Annotated in this window: 17 protein-coding genes; 6 read left to right on the top strand and 11 right to left on the bottom strand. The window is 72.4% G+C overall.

Features of this window, described 5'->3' with window-relative positions:
- The first annotated feature begins 18 nt into the window (after positions 1 to 18).
- Positions 19 to 1,161 (top strand): glutamate--cysteine ligase, encoded by a 1,143-nt coding sequence (locus DWB68_RS02225; protein ID WP_119423513.1) that lies wholly within the window; start codon positions 19 to 21, stop codon positions 1,159 to 1,161.
- Between the two features lie 74 nt (positions 1,162 to 1,235).
- Here DWB68_RS02225 and tsaD read toward each other — a convergent pair whose 3' ends face one another.
- The 5 genes from tsaD to alr form a co-directional block, all read right to left on the bottom strand.
- Positions 1,236 to 2,312: a tRNA (adenosine(37)-N6)-threonylcarbamoyltransferase complex transferase subunit TsaD gene (gene tsaD, locus DWB68_RS02220; protein WP_119423512.1), complete on the bottom strand. Its 1,077-nt coding sequence runs from the start codon at positions 2,310 to 2,312 to the stop codon at positions 1,236 to 1,238.
- On the bottom strand, positions 2,309 to 2,851 hold the full coding sequence (gene rimI, locus DWB68_RS02215) for a ribosomal protein S18-alanine N-acetyltransferase (RefSeq protein ID WP_233548564.1): 543 nt from the start codon (positions 2,849 to 2,851) through the stop codon (positions 2,309 to 2,311). The genes tsaD and rimI overlap by 4 nt, the downstream gene beginning before the upstream one ends.
- The gene (gene tsaB, locus DWB68_RS02210) at positions 2,848 to 3,531 is read right to left on the bottom strand and encodes a tRNA (adenosine(37)-N6)-threonylcarbamoyltransferase complex dimerization subunit type 1 TsaB (protein ID WP_119423511.1); all 684 of its coding nucleotides are present in this window, start codon (positions 3,529 to 3,531) and stop codon (positions 2,848 to 2,850) included. The genes rimI and tsaB overlap by 4 nt, the downstream gene beginning before the upstream one ends.
- Positions 3,532 to 3,662: 131 nt before the next feature.
- Positions 3,663 to 4,211 carry a tRNA (adenosine(37)-N6)-threonylcarbamoyltransferase complex ATPase subunit type 1 TsaE gene (tsaE, locus tag DWB68_RS02205; RefSeq protein WP_199700358.1) on the bottom strand — a complete coding sequence of 183 codons (549 nt, stop codon included), beginning with the start codon at positions 4,209 to 4,211 and terminating at the stop codon, positions 3,663 to 3,665.
- The gene (gene alr, locus DWB68_RS02200; protein WP_233548562.1) at positions 4,208 to 5,395 is read right to left on the bottom strand and encodes an alanine racemase; all 1,188 of its coding nucleotides are present in this window, start codon (positions 5,393 to 5,395) and stop codon (positions 4,208 to 4,210) included. The genes tsaE and alr overlap by 4 nt, the downstream gene beginning before the upstream one ends.
- A 300-nt stretch (positions 5,396 to 5,695) precedes the next feature.
- On the opposite strand from alr, the gene DWB68_RS02195 reads away from it, so the two are divergent.
- A complete protein-coding gene (locus DWB68_RS02195) occupies positions 5,696 to 6,709 on the top strand; it encodes a glycosyltransferase family 2 protein (RefSeq protein ID WP_233548568.1) in 1,014 nt (337 codons plus the stop codon).
- Between the two features lie 65 nt (positions 6,710 to 6,774).
- Here the strand turns inward: DWB68_RS02195 and DWB68_RS02190 are convergent, their stop codons facing one another.
- The 3 genes from DWB68_RS02190 to DWB68_RS02180 form a co-directional block, all read right to left on the bottom strand.
- The gene (locus DWB68_RS02190) at positions 6,775 to 9,153 is read right to left on the bottom strand and encodes a CDP-glycerol glycerophosphotransferase family protein (protein WP_158588178.1); all 2,379 of its coding nucleotides are present in this window, start codon (positions 9,151 to 9,153) and stop codon (positions 6,775 to 6,777) included.
- A 95-nt stretch (positions 9,154 to 9,248) separates the two neighbouring features.
- Positions 9,249 to 10,835 (bottom strand): NAD(P)H-hydrate dehydratase, encoded by a 1,587-nt coding sequence (locus DWB68_RS02185; protein ID WP_119423506.1) that lies wholly within the window; start codon positions 10,833 to 10,835, stop codon positions 9,249 to 9,251.
- Complete coding sequence (locus DWB68_RS02180; RefSeq protein ID WP_119423505.1) at positions 10,835 to 11,191, bottom strand: holo-ACP synthase; 357 nt, start codon at positions 11,189 to 11,191, stop codon at positions 10,835 to 10,837. Before DWB68_RS02180 ends, DWB68_RS02185 begins: the two co-directional genes overlap by 1 nt.
- A 70-nt stretch (positions 11,192 to 11,261) precedes the next feature.
- On the opposite strand from DWB68_RS02180, the gene galU reads away from it, so the two are divergent.
- A complete protein-coding gene (galU, locus tag DWB68_RS02175) occupies positions 11,262 to 12,170 on the top strand; it encodes a UTP--glucose-1-phosphate uridylyltransferase GalU (protein WP_119423504.1) in 909 nt (302 codons plus the stop codon).
- 80 nt (positions 12,171 to 12,250) lie between these two features.
- Here galU and glmS read toward each other — a convergent pair whose 3' ends face one another.
- The gene (gene glmS / locus DWB68_RS02170; RefSeq protein WP_119423503.1) at positions 12,251 to 14,122 is read right to left on the bottom strand and encodes a glutamine--fructose-6-phosphate transaminase (isomerizing); all 1,872 of its coding nucleotides are present in this window, start codon (positions 14,120 to 14,122) and stop codon (positions 12,251 to 12,253) included.
- 61 nt (positions 14,123 to 14,183) lie between these two features.
- Here glmS and coaA point away from each other — a divergent pair, with 61 nt between their 5' ends.
- Complete coding sequence (gene coaA / locus DWB68_RS02165) at positions 14,184 to 15,173, top strand: type I pantothenate kinase (RefSeq protein WP_119423502.1); 990 nt, start codon at positions 14,184 to 14,186, stop codon at positions 15,171 to 15,173.
- 93 nt (positions 15,174 to 15,266) lie between these two features.
- Positions 15,267 to 15,650, top strand: coding sequence for a large conductance mechanosensitive channel protein MscL (gene mscL, locus DWB68_RS02160; protein ID WP_119423501.1), 384 nt, complete (start codon positions 15,267 to 15,269; stop codon positions 15,648 to 15,650).
- Positions 15,651 to 15,809: 159 nt separating this feature from the next.
- Here mscL and glmM read toward each other — a convergent pair whose 3' ends face one another.
- Both glmM and DWB68_RS02150 read right to left on the bottom strand, forming a co-directional pair.
- On the bottom strand, positions 15,810 to 17,159 hold the full coding sequence (gene glmM / locus DWB68_RS02155; protein ID WP_119423500.1) for a phosphoglucosamine mutase: 1,350 nt from the start codon (positions 17,157 to 17,159) through the stop codon (positions 15,810 to 15,812).
- Between the two features lie 58 nt (positions 17,160 to 17,217).
- A complete protein-coding gene (locus DWB68_RS02150; protein WP_119423499.1) occupies positions 17,218 to 17,943 on the bottom strand; it encodes a FadR/GntR family transcriptional regulator in 726 nt (241 codons plus the stop codon).
- A gap of 192 nt (positions 17,944 to 18,135) precedes the next feature.
- On the opposite strand from DWB68_RS02150, the gene DWB68_RS02145 reads away from it, so the two are divergent.
- Positions 18,136 to 19,734 carry an ABC transporter substrate-binding protein gene (locus DWB68_RS02145; RefSeq protein WP_119423498.1) on the top strand — a complete coding sequence of 533 codons (1,599 nt, stop codon included), beginning with the start codon at positions 18,136 to 18,138 and terminating at the stop codon, positions 19,732 to 19,734.
- The last annotated feature ends 9 nt before the right edge of the window (positions 19,735 to 19,743 follow it).

Here is a 19,743-nt window from a genome sequence, read left to right as displayed (position 1 = left end):
GAGGGGAGCACAGCAGCAGTGAACATCGATTTTGCGCAGTCGGCGGCAAACACGCTTGGCATCGAGTGGGAGATTGCCCTCGTCGATCGCGACAACGGCGATCTGCGCTCCGTGGCGCAGGAGGTCCTGGACGGCGTGCGCGTCGCCGCCGGCCTGCCCGAGGGGCAGGAGCACCCCCGCGTGACGCAGGAACTGCTCTCCAACACCGTTGAACTCGTCACTGGCGTGCACACGCGCGTGGCCGACGCCCGTCAGGAGCTCTCCGAGACGCTCGCCGAGGTCCGCGCCGTGACCGATCCGCTGGGCGTGGAGCTCTACTCCGCCGGTTCGCACCCCTTCGCCCAGCCCACGCAGCAGCCGGTCACGGACAAGGAGCGCTACTCCAAGCTCATCGACCGCACGCAGTGGTGGGGCCGGCAGATGGTGATCTACGGCGTGCACGTGCACGTCGGGGTGGATCACCACGCCAAGGCCCTGCCCATCGTGGACGGGCTCATCAACTACCAGCCGCACCTGCTGGCGCTCTCCGCCTCCTCCCCCTTCTGGGGCGGCGACGACACGGGCTACGCCTCGCAGCGCTCCCTCATGTTCCAGCAGCTGCCCACGGGCGGTCTGCCCTTCCACTTCGATCAGTGGAGCGAGTACGAGAAGTACGTCGCCGACATGATGCACACGGGCGTCGTGGACGAGCTCAACGAGATTCGCTGGGACGTGCGCCCCGTGCCGCGCTTCGGCACGGTCGAGATGCGCATCTGCGACGGCCTCTCCTCGATCCGCGAGGTGGCCTCGGTCGCGGCGCTGACGCAGTGCCTCGTGGCCGACATGTCGGCCCAGCTCGACGCCGGGCGCCACATCCCGGTCATGAGCAATTGGTTCCGCGTGGAGAACAAGTGGCGGGCGGCGCGCTACGGCCTCGACGCGATCATCATCCTCGACTCGGCCGGCAACGAGAAGCTCGTCACGGAGCATCTGGCCGACGAGCTCACGCGCCTCACGCCCATCGCCAAGCGCCTCGGTTGCGAGGAGGAGCTGGCCGATGTCTGGCGCATCGTCACGGACGGCGCCGGCTACCAGCGCCAGCGCGCCGTCGCCGGGGCCCACGCCGGGGATCTGCAGGAGGTCGTTCTGGCCAACACGCGCCGCCTGCGCATCGAGGACTGAGACCCAGCCGGCACCCAGCGGCGCGGCTTCCGGCCCGACCGCGCCTCGGCGCCGGTCGGCTGAGGCGGCCCGGCTCAGGCGGCCGGGAGCGAGACGATCGAGGGCGGCAGCCCCGTGTCGGTGCCGAACTCGGTGCCGGTCGGCTCAACGCCGGCGGAGACCAGCTGGGAACCGAGGGCCGCGATCATGGCGCCGTTGTCGGTGCACAGGCCCGGGCGCGGGATGCGCAGGCCGATCCCGGCCGACGCGCAGCGCGCGGCCAGCAGGGCGCGCAGGCGCGAGTTGGCGGCGACGCCGCCGCCGAGCAGGAGGTTCCGCAGGCCGTGCTCCTGGCTGGCCAGGACGGCCTTCTTGGTGATGACGTCGACCACCGCCTCCTGGAAGGACGCGGCGACGTCGGCCACGGGCACCTCGACGCCGCGCGCGCGGCAGTCCTCGACGTAGCGCGCCACGGCGGTCTTGAGGCCGGAGAAGGAGAAGTCGTAGCGGTGCGGGCCCGGCTCCTCGGCCGTACCCATGAACTTGCCGAGGGTCAGGCCGCGCGGGAAGCGGATGGCCTTGGGGTTTCCCTCGGCCGCGAGCATGTCGATGACCGGGCCGCCCGGGTAGGACAGGCCGAGCAGGCGCGCGACCTTGTCGTAGGCCTCGCCGGCCGCGTCGTCGATCGTGGAGCCGAGCAGCTCCACGTCCCCCGTGAGCGAGCCGACGCGCAGGATCTCGGTGTGCCCACCGGAGACGAGCAGGGCGCCGAGCGACTCGGGCAGCTCGCCGCCCTCGAGCACGCCCACGCCCACGTGCGCCACGAGGTGGTTCACGGCGTAGAGCGGCTTGCCCGTGGCCAGGGCCAGGGCCTTCGCCCCCGCCACGCCGACCATGAGTGCGCCAGCCAGGCCGGGGCCCGTGGTCACGGCGATCGCGTCGACGTCGTCCATCGTCACGCCCGCGGTGTCCAGCGCCTGGCGCAGGGTCGGGACGAGCGCCTCGAGGTGCGCGCGGGAGGCGATCTCCGGGATCACGCCGCCGAAGCGGACGTGCTCCTCCATGGAGCTGGCCACGGCGTTGGCCAGGAGCTCGGTGCCGCGCACCACGCCCACGCCCGTCTCGTCGCAGCTCGACTCGATGCCGAGGACCAGGGGCTCGCTCGCGCTCACGCGCTCTCTCCTTCGTTGTGCTCCGGCAGATCGGGGATCTGCGCGAGCAATGACTTTTGCATGATGAGGGCGTCGCAGCCGTCGTTGTAGTAGCCGCGGCGCGTGTGGATCACGGTGTAGCCGTGGCGCTCGTAGAGGGCCTGCGCGCGCTCGTTGTCGACGCGCACCTCCAGGAGCAGATCGGTGGCGCCCCAGGCGCGCGAGCGCGCGGCCATGAGGCGCATGAGGAAGCCGCCGAGGCCGCGGCCCTCGTGGGCCGGGCTCACGGCGATGGTCTGCACATCGGCCATGCCGGAGCTGTACTGCGCCCCCGCGTAGGCAACGATCTCCGCGCCGGCCTCGAGCACCCAATAGAGCCGCCACTCTGGGTGGGCCAGCTCCTCCTCGAAGAGGTGCAGGGGCCAGGCATCCGCGGGGAAAAGCACGGTCTCCAGCGCGTGGACGGCTGACAGGTCCGCGCCCGTCATCTCGCGCAGGGTGTAGCCAGCAGGCAGTCCCTCCAGCTCGGCCGCGGTGGCCGGCGCGAGGCGGTGGCTCACTTGACCCCGCCAGCGGAGGGCGCCAAGGAGGCGGGCGCGACGGCGTCTGACTCGCGCAGGTAGCGGGCCACCGGCGCATGTTCCGGACGGCCCGCAGCGAGCCAAGCGAGGGCTAGGTGCGCCGCGGAGACGGGGGTGTCCTCGGTGCCGGCCACCACGGGGGTCCCGGCCGCGCTCAGCTCGGCCTCGCGGGCGCGCACTCCGGCGCCGGCCACGGGCAGCCCGGCGGGAAGGGTGCTCACGGCGCCGACCTGAGGGCCGCCGAGCGGGCGGCCGGTGGCGTCGTAGCGGCCCCAGTACAGCTCCTTGCGGCGCGCGTCCAGGGCGGCGATGAACTCGCCGCCGGCGGCCGGCGCGAGCTGCCGCGCCAGCCCGTCGAGAGAACACAGGCCGAACACTGGCACGCCCCAGGCGAAGGCGAGGACGTCGGCGCTCGCGAGGCCGACGCGCAGGCCAGTGAAAGGGCCGGGGCCCTCCCCCACGAGGATCGCGTCCGGTCGCTCCCAGCCGGCCGCGGCGAGCGCGTCGCGCACGGCGGGGACCAGATCCTCGGCGTGGCGGTGCGTATCGGTGCCGAGCGCATCGCTCACGATCACTGGCTCGGCGTCGTCGGACACCTCGAGGAGGGCGACGGAAACCACGGACGAGGTATCGAGACTCAGCAGGCGCACGCCTGCCATTTTACGCCCGGCGGCGCGGGCCCCCGCGGTGGGCTCCCTCACGCCCCGCCAGGGCGGGGCGGGCACGTGACGGGCGCCGCGCCGTCGTGCCCCTCGGTGCCCGACGGCGCGCGGCCGGCCCGGCGCGCGGGCTAGAGGCCCAGCGCGGCGGCGAGGGCCGCCCTTGCCTCGGCGTCCCAGCGCGGGCCGATGGCCCGCACCGTGAGGGTGCGTTCGACGACGTCGTCCTCGAGTTCCTCGGACTCCCACGGCGCCGGGGCGCCGGGGGCGAGGGCGCCGCCCACTGGGCGGATGAGCTCCAGCTCGAGGCGCGAGTCGGCCAGGCCCTCGGCGCGATCGCGGCCCCACTCGACCACGGTCACGGCGCGGTCCATCGTGTCGGCGAGGTCGAGGTCCTCGAGCTCGCCCGCGCTGCCCAGGCGGTAGGCGTCGACGTGGACCAGCTCCGGGCCGCCCACGAGCGAGGGGTGCACGCGCGCCAGCACGAAGGTGGGCGAGATGATGCCGCCGCGCACGCCGAGCCCCTCACCGAGGCCCTGCGTGAAGGTGGTCTTGCCGGCGCCGAGCTCGCCGATGAGCAGGAGCAGATCGCCGGCGCGCAGCACCGAGGCGAGGGCCTTGGCCGCGGCCTGCGTGTCGGCGGCGGCGGGCAGGGTCAGCGTCAGGTCGGCGGAGCTCACGGGCGGGTCCCTTCGGGTGCGGCGGCATCGGCGGCGGCGTGGGCGCCCACATAGGCGCGGGGAACGCGCGGGGAGATGCGCGTGACGATCTCGTAGTTGAGGGTCGAGGCGGCCTCGGCCCATGCCTCGACGGGCGGCTCGCCCTCGCCGCCGAAGAGCACCGCCTCGGTGCCAACCACGTCCTCGGGGGCCACGTCCGGGCCCAGGTCAACCACAAACTGATCCATGGCCACGCGGCCCACGCTGCGCAGGACCCGGCCGCCCAGCAGGACGGGGGCGCCCTCCGCGATGCGCGGGATGCCGTCGGCGTAGCCGAGCGGGATGAGCGCCAGGGTGGTGGGGCGCTGCGCGTGCCAGCGCAGGCCGTACGAGACGCCCTGGCCGGCGGGGACGCGCTTGGCGGCGGCGACCTGGCAGGACAGGCGCATGGCGGGGCGCAGCCCGAGGTCCGCCGACGTCACGCCCTCGAGCGGCGAGAGGCCGTACATGCCCAGCCCCAGGCGCACCATGTCGTAGTGCGCGTCGGTGCGGGTCAGTAGGCCGGGGGTGTTGGCGATGTGCCGGGTCTCGGGGCGCAGGCCGGCGGCGCGCGCCACCTCGAGGGCCGCCTCGAAGGCACCGAGCTGTTCCCCGGTCTCGGGTCGCTCCGGCTCGTCGGCCACGGAGAAGTGGGAGAAGATCCCGGCGACCCTCAGCACGCCCTCGGCCTCGAGCTCGGCGGCGCGGGCCGTCAACGCAGGCCAGAGATCGGCGGGGCAGCCGTTGCGGCCCAGGCCCGTGTCGATCTTCAGGTGCACGCGCGCCGTCCGGCCGGCGGCGCGGGCGGCCTCGGCGATGGGCTCCAGCTCCCAGCCGGAGACGCCCAGGTCCACGCCGGCGGCGAGCGCGGCGGGGAAGTCGGTGGAGGCGGTGTGCAGCCACGAGAGGATCGGCGCGTCGATGCCGGCCGCGCGCAGCGCGAGGGCCTCGGAGACGTGCACCGCGCCGAGGAAGGCGGCGCCGGCGCGCAGGGCGGCGCGGGCCACGGGAACGGCGCCGTGCCCGTAGGCGTCGGCCTTGACGACGGCCATGACGCGGGCGGGCGCCACCTTGCTCGCGATGGTGCGTACATTGTGCTCGATCGCGTCCAGGTCGATGGTGGCGACGCGTTCCGCGCCGCCGGGGGTCAATTCGGGGTGATGCACGGGCACCACCCTAGACCCGCGCCGTCGCCCGGGCCGGTCCGCGCGGGGAGACGTGACGGTTCGGCACCGGGGTGGCGGCCCCGGGAACCCCCGCCTGCGGCCGCTCGAGGCCCGCGTGGCAGAATGCTGGGCATGCCCTCCCCCTCCCTGCCGCAGCCGAACCCTGAGCACTCGCATCCGCGCGGGGACGCGGCGGCGGCCCCCGCGGGCGCCTCCGCGGGCGTCCCGGAGCGCCCGGCCGCGAGCCCCTCGGCGCAGGCCGTTCCGGCGGACGACGCGTGGCCGGCCGTGAGTTACATCATGCCCGTGCTCAACGAGGAGCGGGACCTCCGCGAGGCGGTCGAGGCGGTGCTCACGCAGGACTACCCGGGCGAGGCGGAGATCGTGCTCTCGCTCGGCCCCTCCCACGACGCCACCGACCGCATCGCCGCCGAGCTGAGCGCCGCGGATCCGCGCATCCGCACGGTGCACAACCCCGAGACCAACATCTCGATGGGCCTGAACCTCGCGATCAAGGCCTCCCGCCACCCCATCATCGTGCGCGTCGATGCCCACGCGACGCTCTCCGAGGGCTACACCCGCGCCGCGGTCGAGACGCTCCTGCGCACGGGCGCCGCCAACGTCGGCGGCATCATGAGCGCCAAGGGCCGCACCCCCGTCCAGCGGGCCATCGCCGTGGGCTACAACTCCCGCGCCGGTCTGGGCGGCGGCGCCTATCACGGGCACGGCGAGGCTGGCCCGGCCGAGTCCGCCTACCTCGGCGTGTTCCGCCGCGGGCCCCTGGAGGCCGTGGGGCTTTTCGACGAGAGCATCGCCCGCGGCGAGGACTGGGAGCTGAACCTGCGCCTGCGCGAGGCCGGGCACCTCGTCTGGTTCGAGCCGAGCCTGCGCGTGACCTACTGGCCGCGCGCCTCCTGGGGCGCCCTGGCCCGGCAGTTCCACGCGACCGGCGTGTGGCGCGGCGACCTCGTGCGCCGCCTCGGCACGCGCAATTCCCTGCGCTACTTCGCTCCCCCGCTGCTCGTGGTGCTCCTGGGCCTGGCCGTGATCGTGGCCGTGCTGCAGCTGACGGGCGTCCTCGGCGGGACGATCGGCGCCGTCGCGAGCCTCGTCTACGTTCCCGTGGCGCTGTATGTGCTGGTGCTGCTCGGCGCGGCGGCGACCACCAAGGACGCCGGCTCCCCCGGCGTGCGCCTCCTGGTGCCCGCCGTCCTGGCCACGATGCACCTGTGCTGGGGCGGCGGCTTCCTGCGCGGCGTGGTCACGAAGGGCGAGGGCACGGTGGACACCTCGCGCATTCGCACGAACGGCTAGGCCCCGGGCGGGCACCGCTTCGCGCACCCCGCGGGGCGCACGGCGCGGCGCGGTGTACCGGCGGCTCAGGCCGCCGGGGGCAGGAAGCCCTCGGCCTCGAGGCGCTCGACGACGCGGGCTCCAGCCCCGCCGTCGTCCCACGGCGTGTAGCGCTCGCGCCACGCGGCGTAGGCCCCGGCGAAGGCCTCGGGCCGCTCCCACAGACCGGCGATCGCCGCCGGCAACGCGGAGGCCTCGCGCACCACGGGCCCCGGCGCCTCGGCCTCGAAGTCGAAGCTGAGGCCGCGCTGCTCGTCCCGGTAGAGCTCGAGGTCCGGCACGAAGAAGGCGAGCGGCAGCGAGATGGCGGCGGCGTCGAACATCATCGAGGAGTAGTCGGTGACGAGCGCGTCGGCAGCGCGCAGGAGCTCGCCCAGGTCCTCGTGGCCGGAGACGTCGAGCACGCCTGGCGCCCCCTCGAAGCCTTCAGTGACGCGCGAATGTGCGCGCACCAGGAGCGTGGTCCCCTCCCCCAGGGAGGCGGCGAGCGCCGCCAACCCCGCGCCGTCGAGCACCACGCGCCCGTCGTCGCGCCACGTGGGGGCGTAGAGCACCACGCGGCCGGACTCCGGCAGGCCGAGCGCGGCGCGGGCGTCGGCGCGCGTGCCGAGCACCATGGCGTCGTTGCGGGGGTAGCCCGTCTCCCAGACGGGGCCGCGGTACGCGTAGTCGCCGGCCAGGGCCGCGGAGCAGAACGGGCTCTGGCTCAGGAGCGCGTCCCAGCGCCGGGTCTGGCGCAGGATCGCGAGGCGCGTGCGCAGGCCCACCTTGGGCCGGCCCAACGCGAGGCGCTTGAGCGGCGTGCCGTGCCAGGTCTGCAGCACCTTTTGCCTCCGGGGATCGGCCACGGGGGTGCGCAGCCAGTCGTTGACCACGAGCGTCGAGGCAGCGGCGCGCTCGCGTGCCCACGCCGGGGAGCCCTCGAGCACGGCGACCGCGCCCTCCGGCACCGTCACGGTGTCGTTGGCGACGGACCAGACGCGGCGCACATCGGGGCGCAGGGCGGCCAGGGCAGCGTCGATGCCGGCCGGGTTGTCGTTGGCGCGGCGGCCGTAGAAGCTCTCAAAGAACACCGTGGGGCCCGTGCCGGTCGCCGCGTCGGCGGGCACCTCAGCCGGCGAACCCGACGGCAAGCCCGCGGGAGCAGCCGCCACTCCGCCGTCGCGGCGCGCCAGCACCTGCTCGTAGACCCGGCCCGGCGCCCCGGGGGTGCGCACCTCGAAGAAGCGGTCCCGCAGCGCCTCGGTCGCGGCGAGGGACGCGGCGGCCTCCGGCCCGCTGGTCAGGCGAGCCTCGAGCTGGGCGATGACGCCGGCCCAGGTCTCCTCGTGCCCGCCCGTCGTCGCCTCGTAGTCCTCGTAGAGCCCGCGGCTCTTCTCGTAGCTGGCCCGGTCCGGCGCAAACCAGACGATGTGCCCGCCCGCGAGGGAGTAGTCCAAGGCCACCGACGAGTAGTCGGTGACGAGCGCGTCCACGGCCGAAAGCACCGCGTTGACGTCGGGAACGGCCTCCGAGCTGACCATGCGCAGGCGCGGGGCCCCGGCGATGGCGCGGCGGTAGGCGCCCAGGCCCAACGGGTGCGGGCGGAAGAGGATAAGGGCGTCGAGGCGCTGCGCGAGCGCCTCGAGGGCGTCGCGTTCGGCCTCGGTGGGGACCGTGGGGTCCTCCACGCCGTCGCGCCACGTGGGGGCAAAGAGCACCAGGCGGCGTTCCCGTTCCTCGCCGGAGAGCACGCCGGCACCGAGCAGCACGCGCAGCGAGTCGGCGCGGCGCGACGCGGGGGTGCCGGCCACGAGCGCCTCGTCACGGGGATCCCCCGTGACGGCGATGCGCGCCGGGTCCAGGCCAAAAGCGCTCGCGATGCGCGAGCCCACGAGCTGGGAGGGCACGGGGAAGAGGCTGATGGCGCGGGTGGAGAGGCGGTACATGCCGCGCAGGATGCGGCCGGCCGCGGCCGGCAGGCGACCGCCCAGGGCAAAGGTCGCCGGGGAGTCGAGATGGATGCGCTTGAGCGGAATGCCGTGCCAGAGCTGCACCAGGAAGGCGCCGCCCGAGCCGTAGCGATTCACGTCCCCCAGGCCGTGCGTGACGACCACGGTGCCGGCCCGCAGGGTGCGCCAGAAGCCGGCCCAGCTGTCCTTGGCGACGAACTCCACACCGGCGTCGACGGCCTGCTCGGCCTGCGCCTCGTTCGCGACGAGCCACGTGAGCCGCGCGTCGGGTTCCCGCGCCGCGACCTCCTGCCACAGCTCCCAGGCACCCTGGGCCAGTCCGGCACCGGAGCCGAAGACCCACTCGCGGCGGCTGCGGGGGGTGAGCCACTGGGCCGGCCGGGCCAGGACGTAGAGCGGGAGGCGGGCCAGCTTGGAGAGGTTTCCCCCCGCAAAGGTGAAGCGTGTGGCCACGGGTGTTCCGATTCTCCTCGTCAGCGACGCCGACGCTCCAGGCGGGCGCGACGACAGGGCGCGCCCCTGCGGCGCGCGAAGTCCCAGCATACGTCTCAGCGCGGTCCCAGCAGCTCCCGCAGGCCGGCCGCGAGCGGCTCGGCCCCACGCCCCGGCGCGCGCGTGGCGGCGAGACCGTGGAGCACGGCGCCCGCCGCGCCGAGGCGCTGCAGCTCGGCGGCATCCAGGGGCCGCCCCTCGGCCGCCGCCCGCGCCGCGTGCGTCGCCAGCAGCGCGCCGAGGAGGCCCGCAAGCGTGTCGCCGCTGCCCGCCACGGCCAGCTCCGGCCCGGCGGAGCAGGCGGCGAGCACGCCGCCGTCGGGGGCGGCCACAAGCGTCGTCGAACCCTTCAGGAGCACGACGGCGCACAGGGCCTTCGCCGCGGCCGTTGCCGCGGCGACGGGCCGGGTCAGCGGATCGGGCCAGTCGGCCCCCAGCCGGCGGGCCAGCGCCCGCAGCTCCCCCGCGTGCGGCGTGAGCAGGCGGGGCACGGGGGACGGTTCAGCGGAGGGCGCCACGACGGCGAGCGCGGAGGCGTCGACGACGACGGGAGCGTCCGTCGCCAGGACCCTGCGGGCCGCATCCAGGTCCTCCGGTTCGTCCCCCAGCCCGGGGCCCACGAGCCAGGCGTTCACGCGCGAGGCGGCCGCGCCGTCGGGCGCGTCCTCGCGGCGGGAGACGACGGCCTCGGGGATCGCCCCCGAGAAGGTGAGGCGGGCCGTGCCGCGCGTGAAGGCGCTGAGCATGCCCACGCCCGTGGCGAGCGCCGCGTGGGCGGCCAGCACGGCGGCGCCCGGGTACGCGGGAGAGCCGGCGACGAGGCCGAGGACGCCGCGCGAGTACTTGTGCTCCTCCGGCCGCGGTGACAGCACGCTGTCCATGGCCTCCCGTTCGCTCAGGACGCTGAACGCCGGATCGCCCAGGAGCGCGGGATCCAGCAGCCCGGGCAGCCGCACGAGGCGCAGCTCCCCGGCGAGCGAGCGCCCCCGGCCGAGCAGCAGCCCCGCCTTGAGCTCCCCGAAGGTCACGGTGGTGTCGGCGGCCGGCACGCTGGGGTCGGCCTCGCCGTGATCGGCGTCCAGGCCGGACGGGACGTCGCATGCGATGCGCCAGGCGGAGGCGGGAACGCGCGGGCGCCCGGCTTCCAATCCCGGGAGGTCGATGCCGCCGTTGGCGCCGGTGCCCAGCGCTGCGTCGATGAGGATCTCCGCTCGGGCCAGGGCGCGCCCGGCGGCGGGGCCGCTCGCAGGAAGGACGCGACCACCGGCCGCGCGCAGGCGGGCCGCCCCCGGCTCATGATGCCGCTCGGTCACGAGCACCGCCGTGGCCTCGGCGCCGCGCGCGGCAAGCAGCGAGAGCGCGTGCAGGCCGTCGGCGCCGTTGTTGCCGGGCCCGACCCAGGCCACGACGCGCCGCCCGCGCACGCCGGCCCCGCCCAAGACCCGCACCTCGCGGCGCACGGGAACGGGGCCGGAGACCTCCGGCGCCGGCAGTCCGGCCGCGCCGAGGTGGCGCAGGATCACGGAGGCCAGCCCGTGCGCCGCGCGGGCGATGTAGCGCTCGGGATCCCCCGCGGCCGCCGCCGCGGCGATGGCCGGCGCCTCAGCGGCCCGCACGGCCGAACCGAGGAAGACCGGGAGCATCAGCCCTCGCCCTCAGCGATGACCATGGCGATGGCGCTGTCCCCGTCGTGGGTCAGCGACACGTGCCAGCGCGACACCCCGAGCGCCGCGGCGCGCGCGGCCACGGAGCCCGTGGCCTTGATGGAGGGCGCACCCGACGGGGCCGTCACGACCTCGCAATCGTGCCAGTGCAGGTCCCCGGGCGCTCCGAGCGCCTTGGCGACCGCCTCCTTCGCGGCAAAGCGCGCGGCGAGGGAGCGCGGGTGCAGCCCGCGCTCGTCGGGGCAGAAGAGCCGCTCCACGAGGGCGGGGGTCCGCTCGATCTTGCGCTCGAAGCGCTCCAGGGCCACCACGTCGACGCCGATTCCCACAATCACGTCACCGATCGTAGCCGCGCGAACGCACCCGACGCCGGGCACTCAAGGCGCGAAGTGGTTGAATGGCCTCATGAGTTCGCACAAGGTTCGCAAGGCCGTCTTCCCTGTCGCCGGCATGGGCACGCGCTTCCTGCCCGCCACGAAGGCCATGCCCAAGGAGATGCTGCCGGTCGTCGATATGCCGGCCATCCAGTACGTCGTGGAGGAGGCCGTGGATGCCGGCCTGCACGATCTGCTCATGGTGACGGGGCGCAACAAGCGCTCTCTCGAGGACCACTTCGATCGCATGCCCTTCCTGGAGGCGCAGCTGCGCGAGAAGGACGACACCGCCAAGCTGGAGGCCATCCAGCGCCCCACCAATGTGGGCGACATCCACTACATCCGCCAGGGCGATCCCCGCGGCCTCGGCCACGCCGTGCTGCGCGCCAAGGGTCACGTCGGCGACGAGCCCTTTGCCGTCCTCCTGGGCGATGACCTGATCGGCGAGAACGAGTCGCTGCTCAAGGACATGATCGCCGTGCAGGAACGCGTGGGCGGCTCCGTCATCGCCCTCATGGAGGTCCCCCGCGAGTCGATCTCCGCCTACGGCTGCGCCGACGTGACCGAGGTCGAGGGCGAGGACTACGTCCGCGTCAACACGCTCGTGGAGAAGCCGGCCGTCGCCGACGCCCCGAGCAACCTCGCCGTGATCGGCCGCTACGTCCTGAGCCCCGCCGTGTTCGAGGTGCTCGAGCGCACCGAGCCCGGCCGCGGCAACGAGATCCAGCTGACCGACGCGCTCCTCGAGCTCGCCACGATGCCGGCCGAGCAGGGCGGCGGCGTGACGGCCGTCGTCTTCCGCGGCCACCGCTTCGACACGGGCGACAAGCTCTCCTACTTGAAGGCCGTGGTGCAGCTCGCGAGCGAGCGCAAGGACCTGGGCCCGGAGTTCTCCGCCTGGCTCGGCGAGTTTGTCGCCTCCCGCGGCGAGGCGAAGTAGGGCCTCTCCCCTTCCGCAGAACGACGACGGCCCGGCAGCGTTTCGCTGCCGGGCCGCCGTCGTTCTGGCGTGCGGTGGGCCTACTCGACCGTGACCGACTTGGCCAGGTTGCGCGGCTGGTCCACGTTCAGACCCTTGGCGCCGGCGAGCGCGCAGGCGAAGATCTGCAGCGGCACGACGCTCAGGAGCGGCATGAGCAGGGTCTTGGTCTCTGGCACGCGGAAGACCCACTCGGCGAACTCGCCCACGGCGGTGTCGCCCTCTTCGGCGATCACCATGGTGCGGGCACCGCGGGCGCGCACCTCCTGGATGTTGGAGACGACCTTGGAGTGCATCGAGTGGCGACCGCGCGGGGACGGGACCACCACGAAGACCGGCTGGCCCTCGTCGATCAGGGCGATGGGGCCGTGCTTGAGCTCGCCCGCGGCAAAGCCCTCCGCGTGGATGTAGGCGAGCTCCTTGAGCTTGAGCGCGCCCTCCATGGCCACAGGGAAGCCGACGTGGCGGCCGAGGAAGAGCACGCTCGTGGTGTCCTTCATGGCGTGGGCGAGGGAGATGACCTCGTCCTTGCGCTCCAGGATGTCCTGGATCTTGGCCGGGATGTCGGCCATGTCCGCCAGGATGTCCTTGATCTCGCCCTGGAAGAGCTTTCCGCGCAGCTGGGCCAGGTACAGGCCGAGCAGGTAGGTCGCGGTGATCTGCGCCAGGAACGCCTTGGTGGAGGCAACGGCGATCTCGGGCCCGGCGTGCGTGTAGAGCACGGCGTCGGACTCGCGCGGGATCGAGGAGCCGTTGGTGTTGCAGATCGCCAACGTGCGGGCGCCCTGCTCCTTGGCGTAGCGCAGGGCCATGAGGGTATCCATGGTCTCGCCGGACTGGGAGATCGTCACCACGAGGGTGTCGGGGCCCACGATCGGGTCGCGGTAGCGGAACTCGTGGCTGAGCTCCACGTCCACGGGGATGCGGCACCAGTGCTCGATGGCGTACTTGGCCACGTGGGCCGCGTAGGCGGAGGTGCCGCACGCGAGGACCACGATCTTGGAGATGTCCTTGAGCTCCTGCGGGTCGATGCGCAGCTCGTCGAGCTCGAGGCGACCCGAGGCGTCGGCGCGGCCCAGCAGCGTGTCGGCGACGGCCTGCGGCTGGTCGTGAATCTCCTTCTCCATGAAGGAGTCGAAGCCGCCCTTTTCGGCGGCCGCGGCGTCCCAATCGACGTGGAACTCGCGACCCTCGGCCGCGTTGCCGGCAAAGTCAGTGACGGAGTAGGACTCGGGCGTGATGGTCACGACCTGATCCTGCTCCAGCTCCACGGCGCGGCGCGTGTAGTCGATGAAGCCGGAGACGTCGGAGCCGAGGAAGTTCTCGCCCTCGCCGAGGCCCACCACGAGCGGTGAGTTGCGGCGGGCGGCGACGACGACGCCGGGCACCTCGGCGTGGACGGCCAGGAGCGTGAAGGCGCCCTCGAGGCGCGAGGCGGTCAGCTGCATCGAGCGGGTCAGATCGCCCTCGCCCGCGCCGCGGAAGATCTCGCCGAGGAGCACGGCGGCGACCTCGGTGTCGGTCTCGGAGAGGAACTCGTGGCCCTTCTCGCGCAACTCGGCGCGCAACGAGGAGAAGTTCTCGATGATGCCGTTGTGGATGAGGGCCAGGCGACCCTCGTCCCCGAGGTGCGGGTGGGCGTTGCGGTCGGTGGGCCCGCCGTGCGTGGCCCAACGCGTGTGACCGATGGCCGTGGAGGAGGCCGGCAGCGGGTGCGCCGCGATCTCCTCGACCAGGTTCACGAGCTTTCCGGCCTTCTTGCGCGAGGAGATCTCTCCGTCGGCCACGACGGCCACGCCGGCCGAATCGTAGCCGCGGTACTCCAGGCGCCGCAGGCCCTCCATGACGACGTCAACCGCGTCGTGTCCACCTCGGTCCGCTGAAAGACCGGCATATCCAACAATTCCACACATGCAGATCATCCTAGCGACTGCCGCCGGAATGATTTGTGTGGCCGCACACACGCGGTGAACAATGGCGCACGTGACTTCCCCCGAGCCCGTCCGTCCGGCGGCCCCCGTCAACCAGACGCCCGGTTCGCCCTTCGTGGAATTGGACCGCGCCACCTGGGCCCGCCTCTCCAACGAGCTCGAGCAGCCCTTCGACGAGGCGGACCTCGCGCGCCTGCTCGCGCTCGGCGATCGCCTGGACCTGGACGAGGTCCGCGAGGTGTACCTCCCCCTCTCGCGCCTGCTCGCCCTGTACGTGGAGGGCACCGACAAGCTGCACGCCGCGACGTCCCGCTTCCTGGGCGAGCACCGCCGCCGCACCCCGTTTGTCATCGGCGTGGCCGGCTCGGTCGCGGTCGGCAAGTCGACGACGGCGCGCGTGCTGCAGGAGCTGCTGCGCCGCTGGCCCGGCACCCCCAAGGTGGACCTCGTCACGACCGATGGCTTCCTCTTCCCCAACGCGGAACTCCTGCGCCGCGGGATCATGGAGCGCAAGGGCTTCCCCGAGTCCTACGACCAGAAGGCGTTGCTGCGCTTCATCTCGGCCGTGAAGTCCGGGGCCCCCAAGGTCGAGGCGCCGCGCTACTCGCACCTGAGCTACGACATCGTCCCCGGCGAACGCATCGTGGTGGACCAGCCGGACGTGCTCATCGTCGAGGGCCTCAACGTGCTCGCGCCTGCGCGCCCGCGCGCCGACGGCACGGTGGGCCTGGCCCTGTCGGACTTCTTCGACTTCTCCATCTACGTCGACGCCCGCACGCGGGACATCGAGCGCTGGTATGTGGACCGCTTCATGCGGCTGCGCTCGGGCGCGTTTGCGGACCCGGCCTCGTTCTTCCACCGCTACGCGAGCCTCTCGGACGCCGAGGCCGTGACGACGGCGCTCGGGATCTGGCGCAGCATCAACGAACCCAACCTGCGCGAGAACGTGCGCCCCACGCGCGGGCGGGCCCGCCTCGTGCTCTCCAAGGACGCGGATCACTCGATCCACCACATGTTGCTACGCAAGCTCTGACGACACTCCGCGGGGCGCCCCGTGATGTATCTCGCGGAAACGAGTTTGCGAAAGCCCCTGGGAAATACACCTCGAGGGTCTTACGATGAGTCCATGCTTCAGGGATTCAAGGACTTCATCACTCGTGGCAACGTCATGGACCTTGCCGTCGGTGTCATCATTGGCGCCGCCTTCGGCAAGATTGTCGATGCCCTCGTCAACTCCGTGCTCATGCCGGCCATCGCCCGCGTCTTTGGCACGCCGAGCTTTGACGATTTCCTGGCCTTCGGCGACATCAAGTTCGGTGTCCTGCTCACGGCCATCGTGAACTTCCTGCTCATCGCCCTGGCCGTGTACTTCGCGCTCGTCCTGCCGATGAACAAGCTCGCCGAGCGCAAGGCCGCCAAGGAGGGCATCACTGAGGAAGAGGCCGTGGACCCGCAGCTTGAGCTCCTCACCCAGATCCGCGACGAGCTCAAGGCCAACCGCGGCGCCTGAGCGTCACCACCATCACTCCATCCGCCTCGGGGCCCGGCACCTTTCGGTGCCGGGCCCCTTTGCGTGAGCACACGGCGTCGCGCTCCGCTCCCCCAACGCCAAGCGCACGACGGCGCCCGGCTCAGCCGGGCGCCGTCGTGCGGTGAAAAAGGGGGAGGCTCAGGCGAGCGCGAGCTCGGTCTGCACCGTCTGGGCCAGCGAGCGGGCCACGTCCTGCGCGCTCTGGTGGTCGGCGGCCTCGACCATGACGCGCACCACGGGCTCGGTGCCCGAGGGGCGCAGGAGCACGCGGCCCGTGTCGCCGAGCTGTTCCTCGGCACGGGCCACCGCGGCCAGCACGGCGGCGTCGGTCGCTGCGGCCGCCTTGTCCACGCCGCGCACGTTGATGAGGACCTGCGGGAGCACCGTGACCACGGAGGCGAGCTCCTTGAGGCTCTTGCCCGTGGCCGCCATGCGCGAGGCGATCTGCAGGCCGGTCAGGACGCCGTCGCCCGTCGTGGCGTAGTCGGCCATGATGACGTGACCGGACTGCTCACCGCCCAGGTTGTAGCCGCCCGCGCGCATCGCCTCGAGCACGTAGCGGTCGCCCACGCCGGTCTCCACGAGCTGGATGCCGTGCTCCTTCATGGCGAGCTTGAGGCCGAGGTTGGACATGACCGTCACGACGAGCGTGTCGTCCTTGAGCGTGCCGGCCTCCTTCATGGCGATCGCCATGATGGCCATCTCCTTGTCGCCGTCCACGATGGTGCCCTCGGCGTCCACCGTGAGGCAGCGGTCGGCGTCGCCGTCGTGACCCACGCCGAGGTCGGCGCCGTGCTCGATGACGGCGGCCTGCAGCGCCTCGAGGTGGGTGGAGCCGTAGCCGTCGTTGATGTTGACGCCGTTGGGCGAGGCGCCGATGACGACCACCTCGGCCCCGGCCGCCTTGAAGGCCTCGGGCGAGCAACCGGAGGCCGCACCGTGCGCCGCGTCGATGACGACCTTGAGGCCCTCGAGGCGGTGCGGCAGCGACTGCAACAGGTGCATGACGTAGCGGTCCTCGGCGTCGGCGAAGCGGCGCACGCGGCCCACCTCGCCGCCGTGGGGGCGCAGCGGCTCCTGGCTCAGGCGGGCCTCGATGGCGTCCTCGATCGCGTCGTCGAGCTTCTGGCCGCCGCGGGCCAGGAACTTGATGCCGTTGTCGGGGGCCGGGTTGTGCGAGGCGGAGATCATGACGCCGAAGTCGGCGCCCAGATCGGCCACGAGGTACGCGGCGGCGGGGGTCGGCAGGGTGCCTGCGTCAAAAACGTCGACGCCCGAGGCGGCGAGGCCCGCCTCGATCGAGGCGGAGATGAAGTCTCCGGAGATGCGCGGGTCCTTGGCGACCACGGCGATGGGGCGCTGCCCCACCTCGACCTCGTTGAAGCCGAGCACCACCGCGGCGGCCTGCGCGAGGCCCATGGAGAGTTCGGGGGTGATCAGCTCGTTCGCGAGACCGCGAACGCCATCGGTGCCAAAGAGTCGTGCCATAACACGCGATTCTAGACCGTGGCCCCGCCATCGCCTCGCTCGCCGTGCCGGGGCGGCGCTACTGACCGACGGTGCGGCTGATCAGCCCGCGGATGCCGTCGAAGTGCCCGCGCATGCGCGCCGTGGCGAGCTCCTTGTCCCCCGCCGCGACGGCGTCGTAGATCCCGCGGTGCTCGCGCGAGGTCTCGGCGAGGTCCACGGCGTCCGGGGACAGCGTCTCGTGCATGCCGGAGTAGGCGGCCCAGAAGACGTCGAGCAGATTGCTCAGCAACGCGTTCTCGAGCGGGGCGAAGAGCGCGCGGTGGAACTCGCGATCGGCCTCGACGAGCGAGTGCCCGCGCGCCGCGTCGGCTTCCATCTGCTCCACCGCCGCGCGCACGGCGGCGAGGGATTCGGGCGTCATGGCGTCCACGGCGGCGGCGATCAGCTCGGATTCGAGGGCCTGACGGACGTCGACGAGCTCCACGGCCTCGCGGCCGGAGTGGGCCAGCGACATGCGCGCGTGGAATTCGAGGGTCACGGCGAGCGCGTCCAGTTTCTTCTTGGCCACGAACATGCCGTAGCCGTGGCGCACGTCCACGATGCCGATGGCCTGCAGGACCTTGAGGGCCTCGCGGACCGTGTTGCGCCCGACCCCCAGTTCCTCCACCAGTTCCAGCTCGGTGGGCAGCGGGTCGCCCGGCAGGAGTCCCCGCTCGAGGATGAGCGCCATGATCTCGTGTTGCAGGGCGCGCGAGCGCAGTTTGGCACTCTCGCGTGCTTTGTTCGCGGTGCTGATGGTCATCGCGGCTCAGTGCCCTCCTCGAGCGAAGTGGTGATCACGGTCGTAGCGGTCTAACAACGCCATTGTGTCGCCCCTCATCACGCATTGTGTCCTAGTTGACGCGTCGATGTGATCTGCCCTACGTTTGTGTCTCGTGTAGGACATCCTACATCCCACCCCGCTTCACTCCACCGACACCCCTAAGGCGGTTTCATGAACTCCCCCGAGATCCTCGCGCAGGGCACTTCACGTCGTACGGTGCTCAAGCTTGCCGGTGCCATGGGCCTGGCCAGCGCGTTCGCTGCCACGCTGGCCGCTTGCTCCTCCTCGGACTCCGGCTCCGCCGCCGGTTCCGCGAGCAAGACCATCGAGGCGGGCATGTCCTACCCCCTCTCCACCGGCTTCGACCCGATGACCTCCTCCGGCGCCACCCCCATGGCCGCCAACCTCCACGTCTTCGAGGGCCTGACCGAGCTGCACCCCGCCACCCGCGAGCGCTACAACGCCCTCGCCGCCGCGGACCCCAAGAAGATCGACGAGAAGACCTACGAGGTCTCGATCCGCGAGGGTGCCACCTTCCACAACGGCAACAAGGTCACCGCCGAGGACGTCGCCTACTCCTTCGAGCGCGTGCTTGACCCGGCCAACGCCGCCCTCTTCGCACAGTTCATCCCCTTCATCGACAAGGTCACGGCCAAGGACGCCTCGACCGTGACGATCAAGCTCAAGTACGCCACGCCGCTGCTGGCGGACCGCCTCTCCGTGGTCAAGGTCGTGCCGAAGGCCGTGGCCTCCGCCGACCAGAAGGCCTTCGACGCCGCCCCGATCGGCACCGGCCCGTACAAGCTGATCTCCGCCACGAAGGACGACAAGATCGTCTTCGAGCGCTTCGACGCCTACAACGGCCCCATGCCGGCCAAGGCCTCCGGCATGACCTGGTACCTGCTCTCCGACGCCGCCGCGCGCGTCTCCGCCGTCGAGTCCGGCCGCGTGCAGGTCATCGAGGACGTCCCCTACCTGGACATGGATCGCCTGAAGGCCACGGCCACCGTGGAGTCGGTGCAGTCCTTCGGCCTCATGTTCCTCATGTTCAACTGCAAGGCCAAGCCCTTCGACGATGTGCGCGTGCGCCAGGCGTTCCAGTACGCCGTGGATCGCGAGTCCATCATCACCAAGGCGCTGCTCGGCAACGCGACCCCCGCGACGTCGTACGTGCAGAAGGAGCACCCGAACTACCACGAGGCCTCCACCGTCTACAGCTACGACGCCGACAAGGCCGCCTCCCTCCTGAAGGAGGCCGGCGTGACCTCGCTCAAGGTCGAACTGCTGACGACGGACACCGCGTGGGTCAAGGACGTCGCCCCGCTGATCATCGAGACCTGGAACAAGCTTCCCGGCGTCGAGGTCACGCTGCGCTCCCTGCAGTCCGGCGCGCTGTACGCCGACAACGTGGACAAGGGCACCTACCAGATCGTGGCCGCCCCGGGCGATCCCTCGGTCTTCGGCCAGGACATGGACCTGCTCCTCTCCTGGTTCTACCGCGGCGCCGTCTGGCCGCAGAAGCGATTCTTCTGGTCCGACACCGCCGAGTACAAGCAGGTCCAAACCCTCCTCGACACGGCGGCCCAGGCCACGGACACCGCCAAGGCCCAGGAGACCTGGAACCAGATCGTGGACATCGTCGCCGAGCAGGCCCCGCTGTACCCGCTCTTCCACCGCAAGCTCCCCACCGCGTGGAAGGCCGATCAGCTCACGGGCTTCAAGCCGCTGCCGACGACCGGCCTGTCCTTCGAGGGCGTCGGCCGCGCCTGACGCACCCGC

The sequence above is a fragment of the Galactobacter valiniphilus genome, assembly GCF_003575975.1.
In the GTDB taxonomy this organism is placed as follows: Bacteria; Actinomycetota; Actinomycetes; order Actinomycetales; family Micrococcaceae; genus Galactobacter; species Galactobacter valiniphilus.
This window is presented reverse-complemented; position numbering and strand designations above follow the sequence as displayed.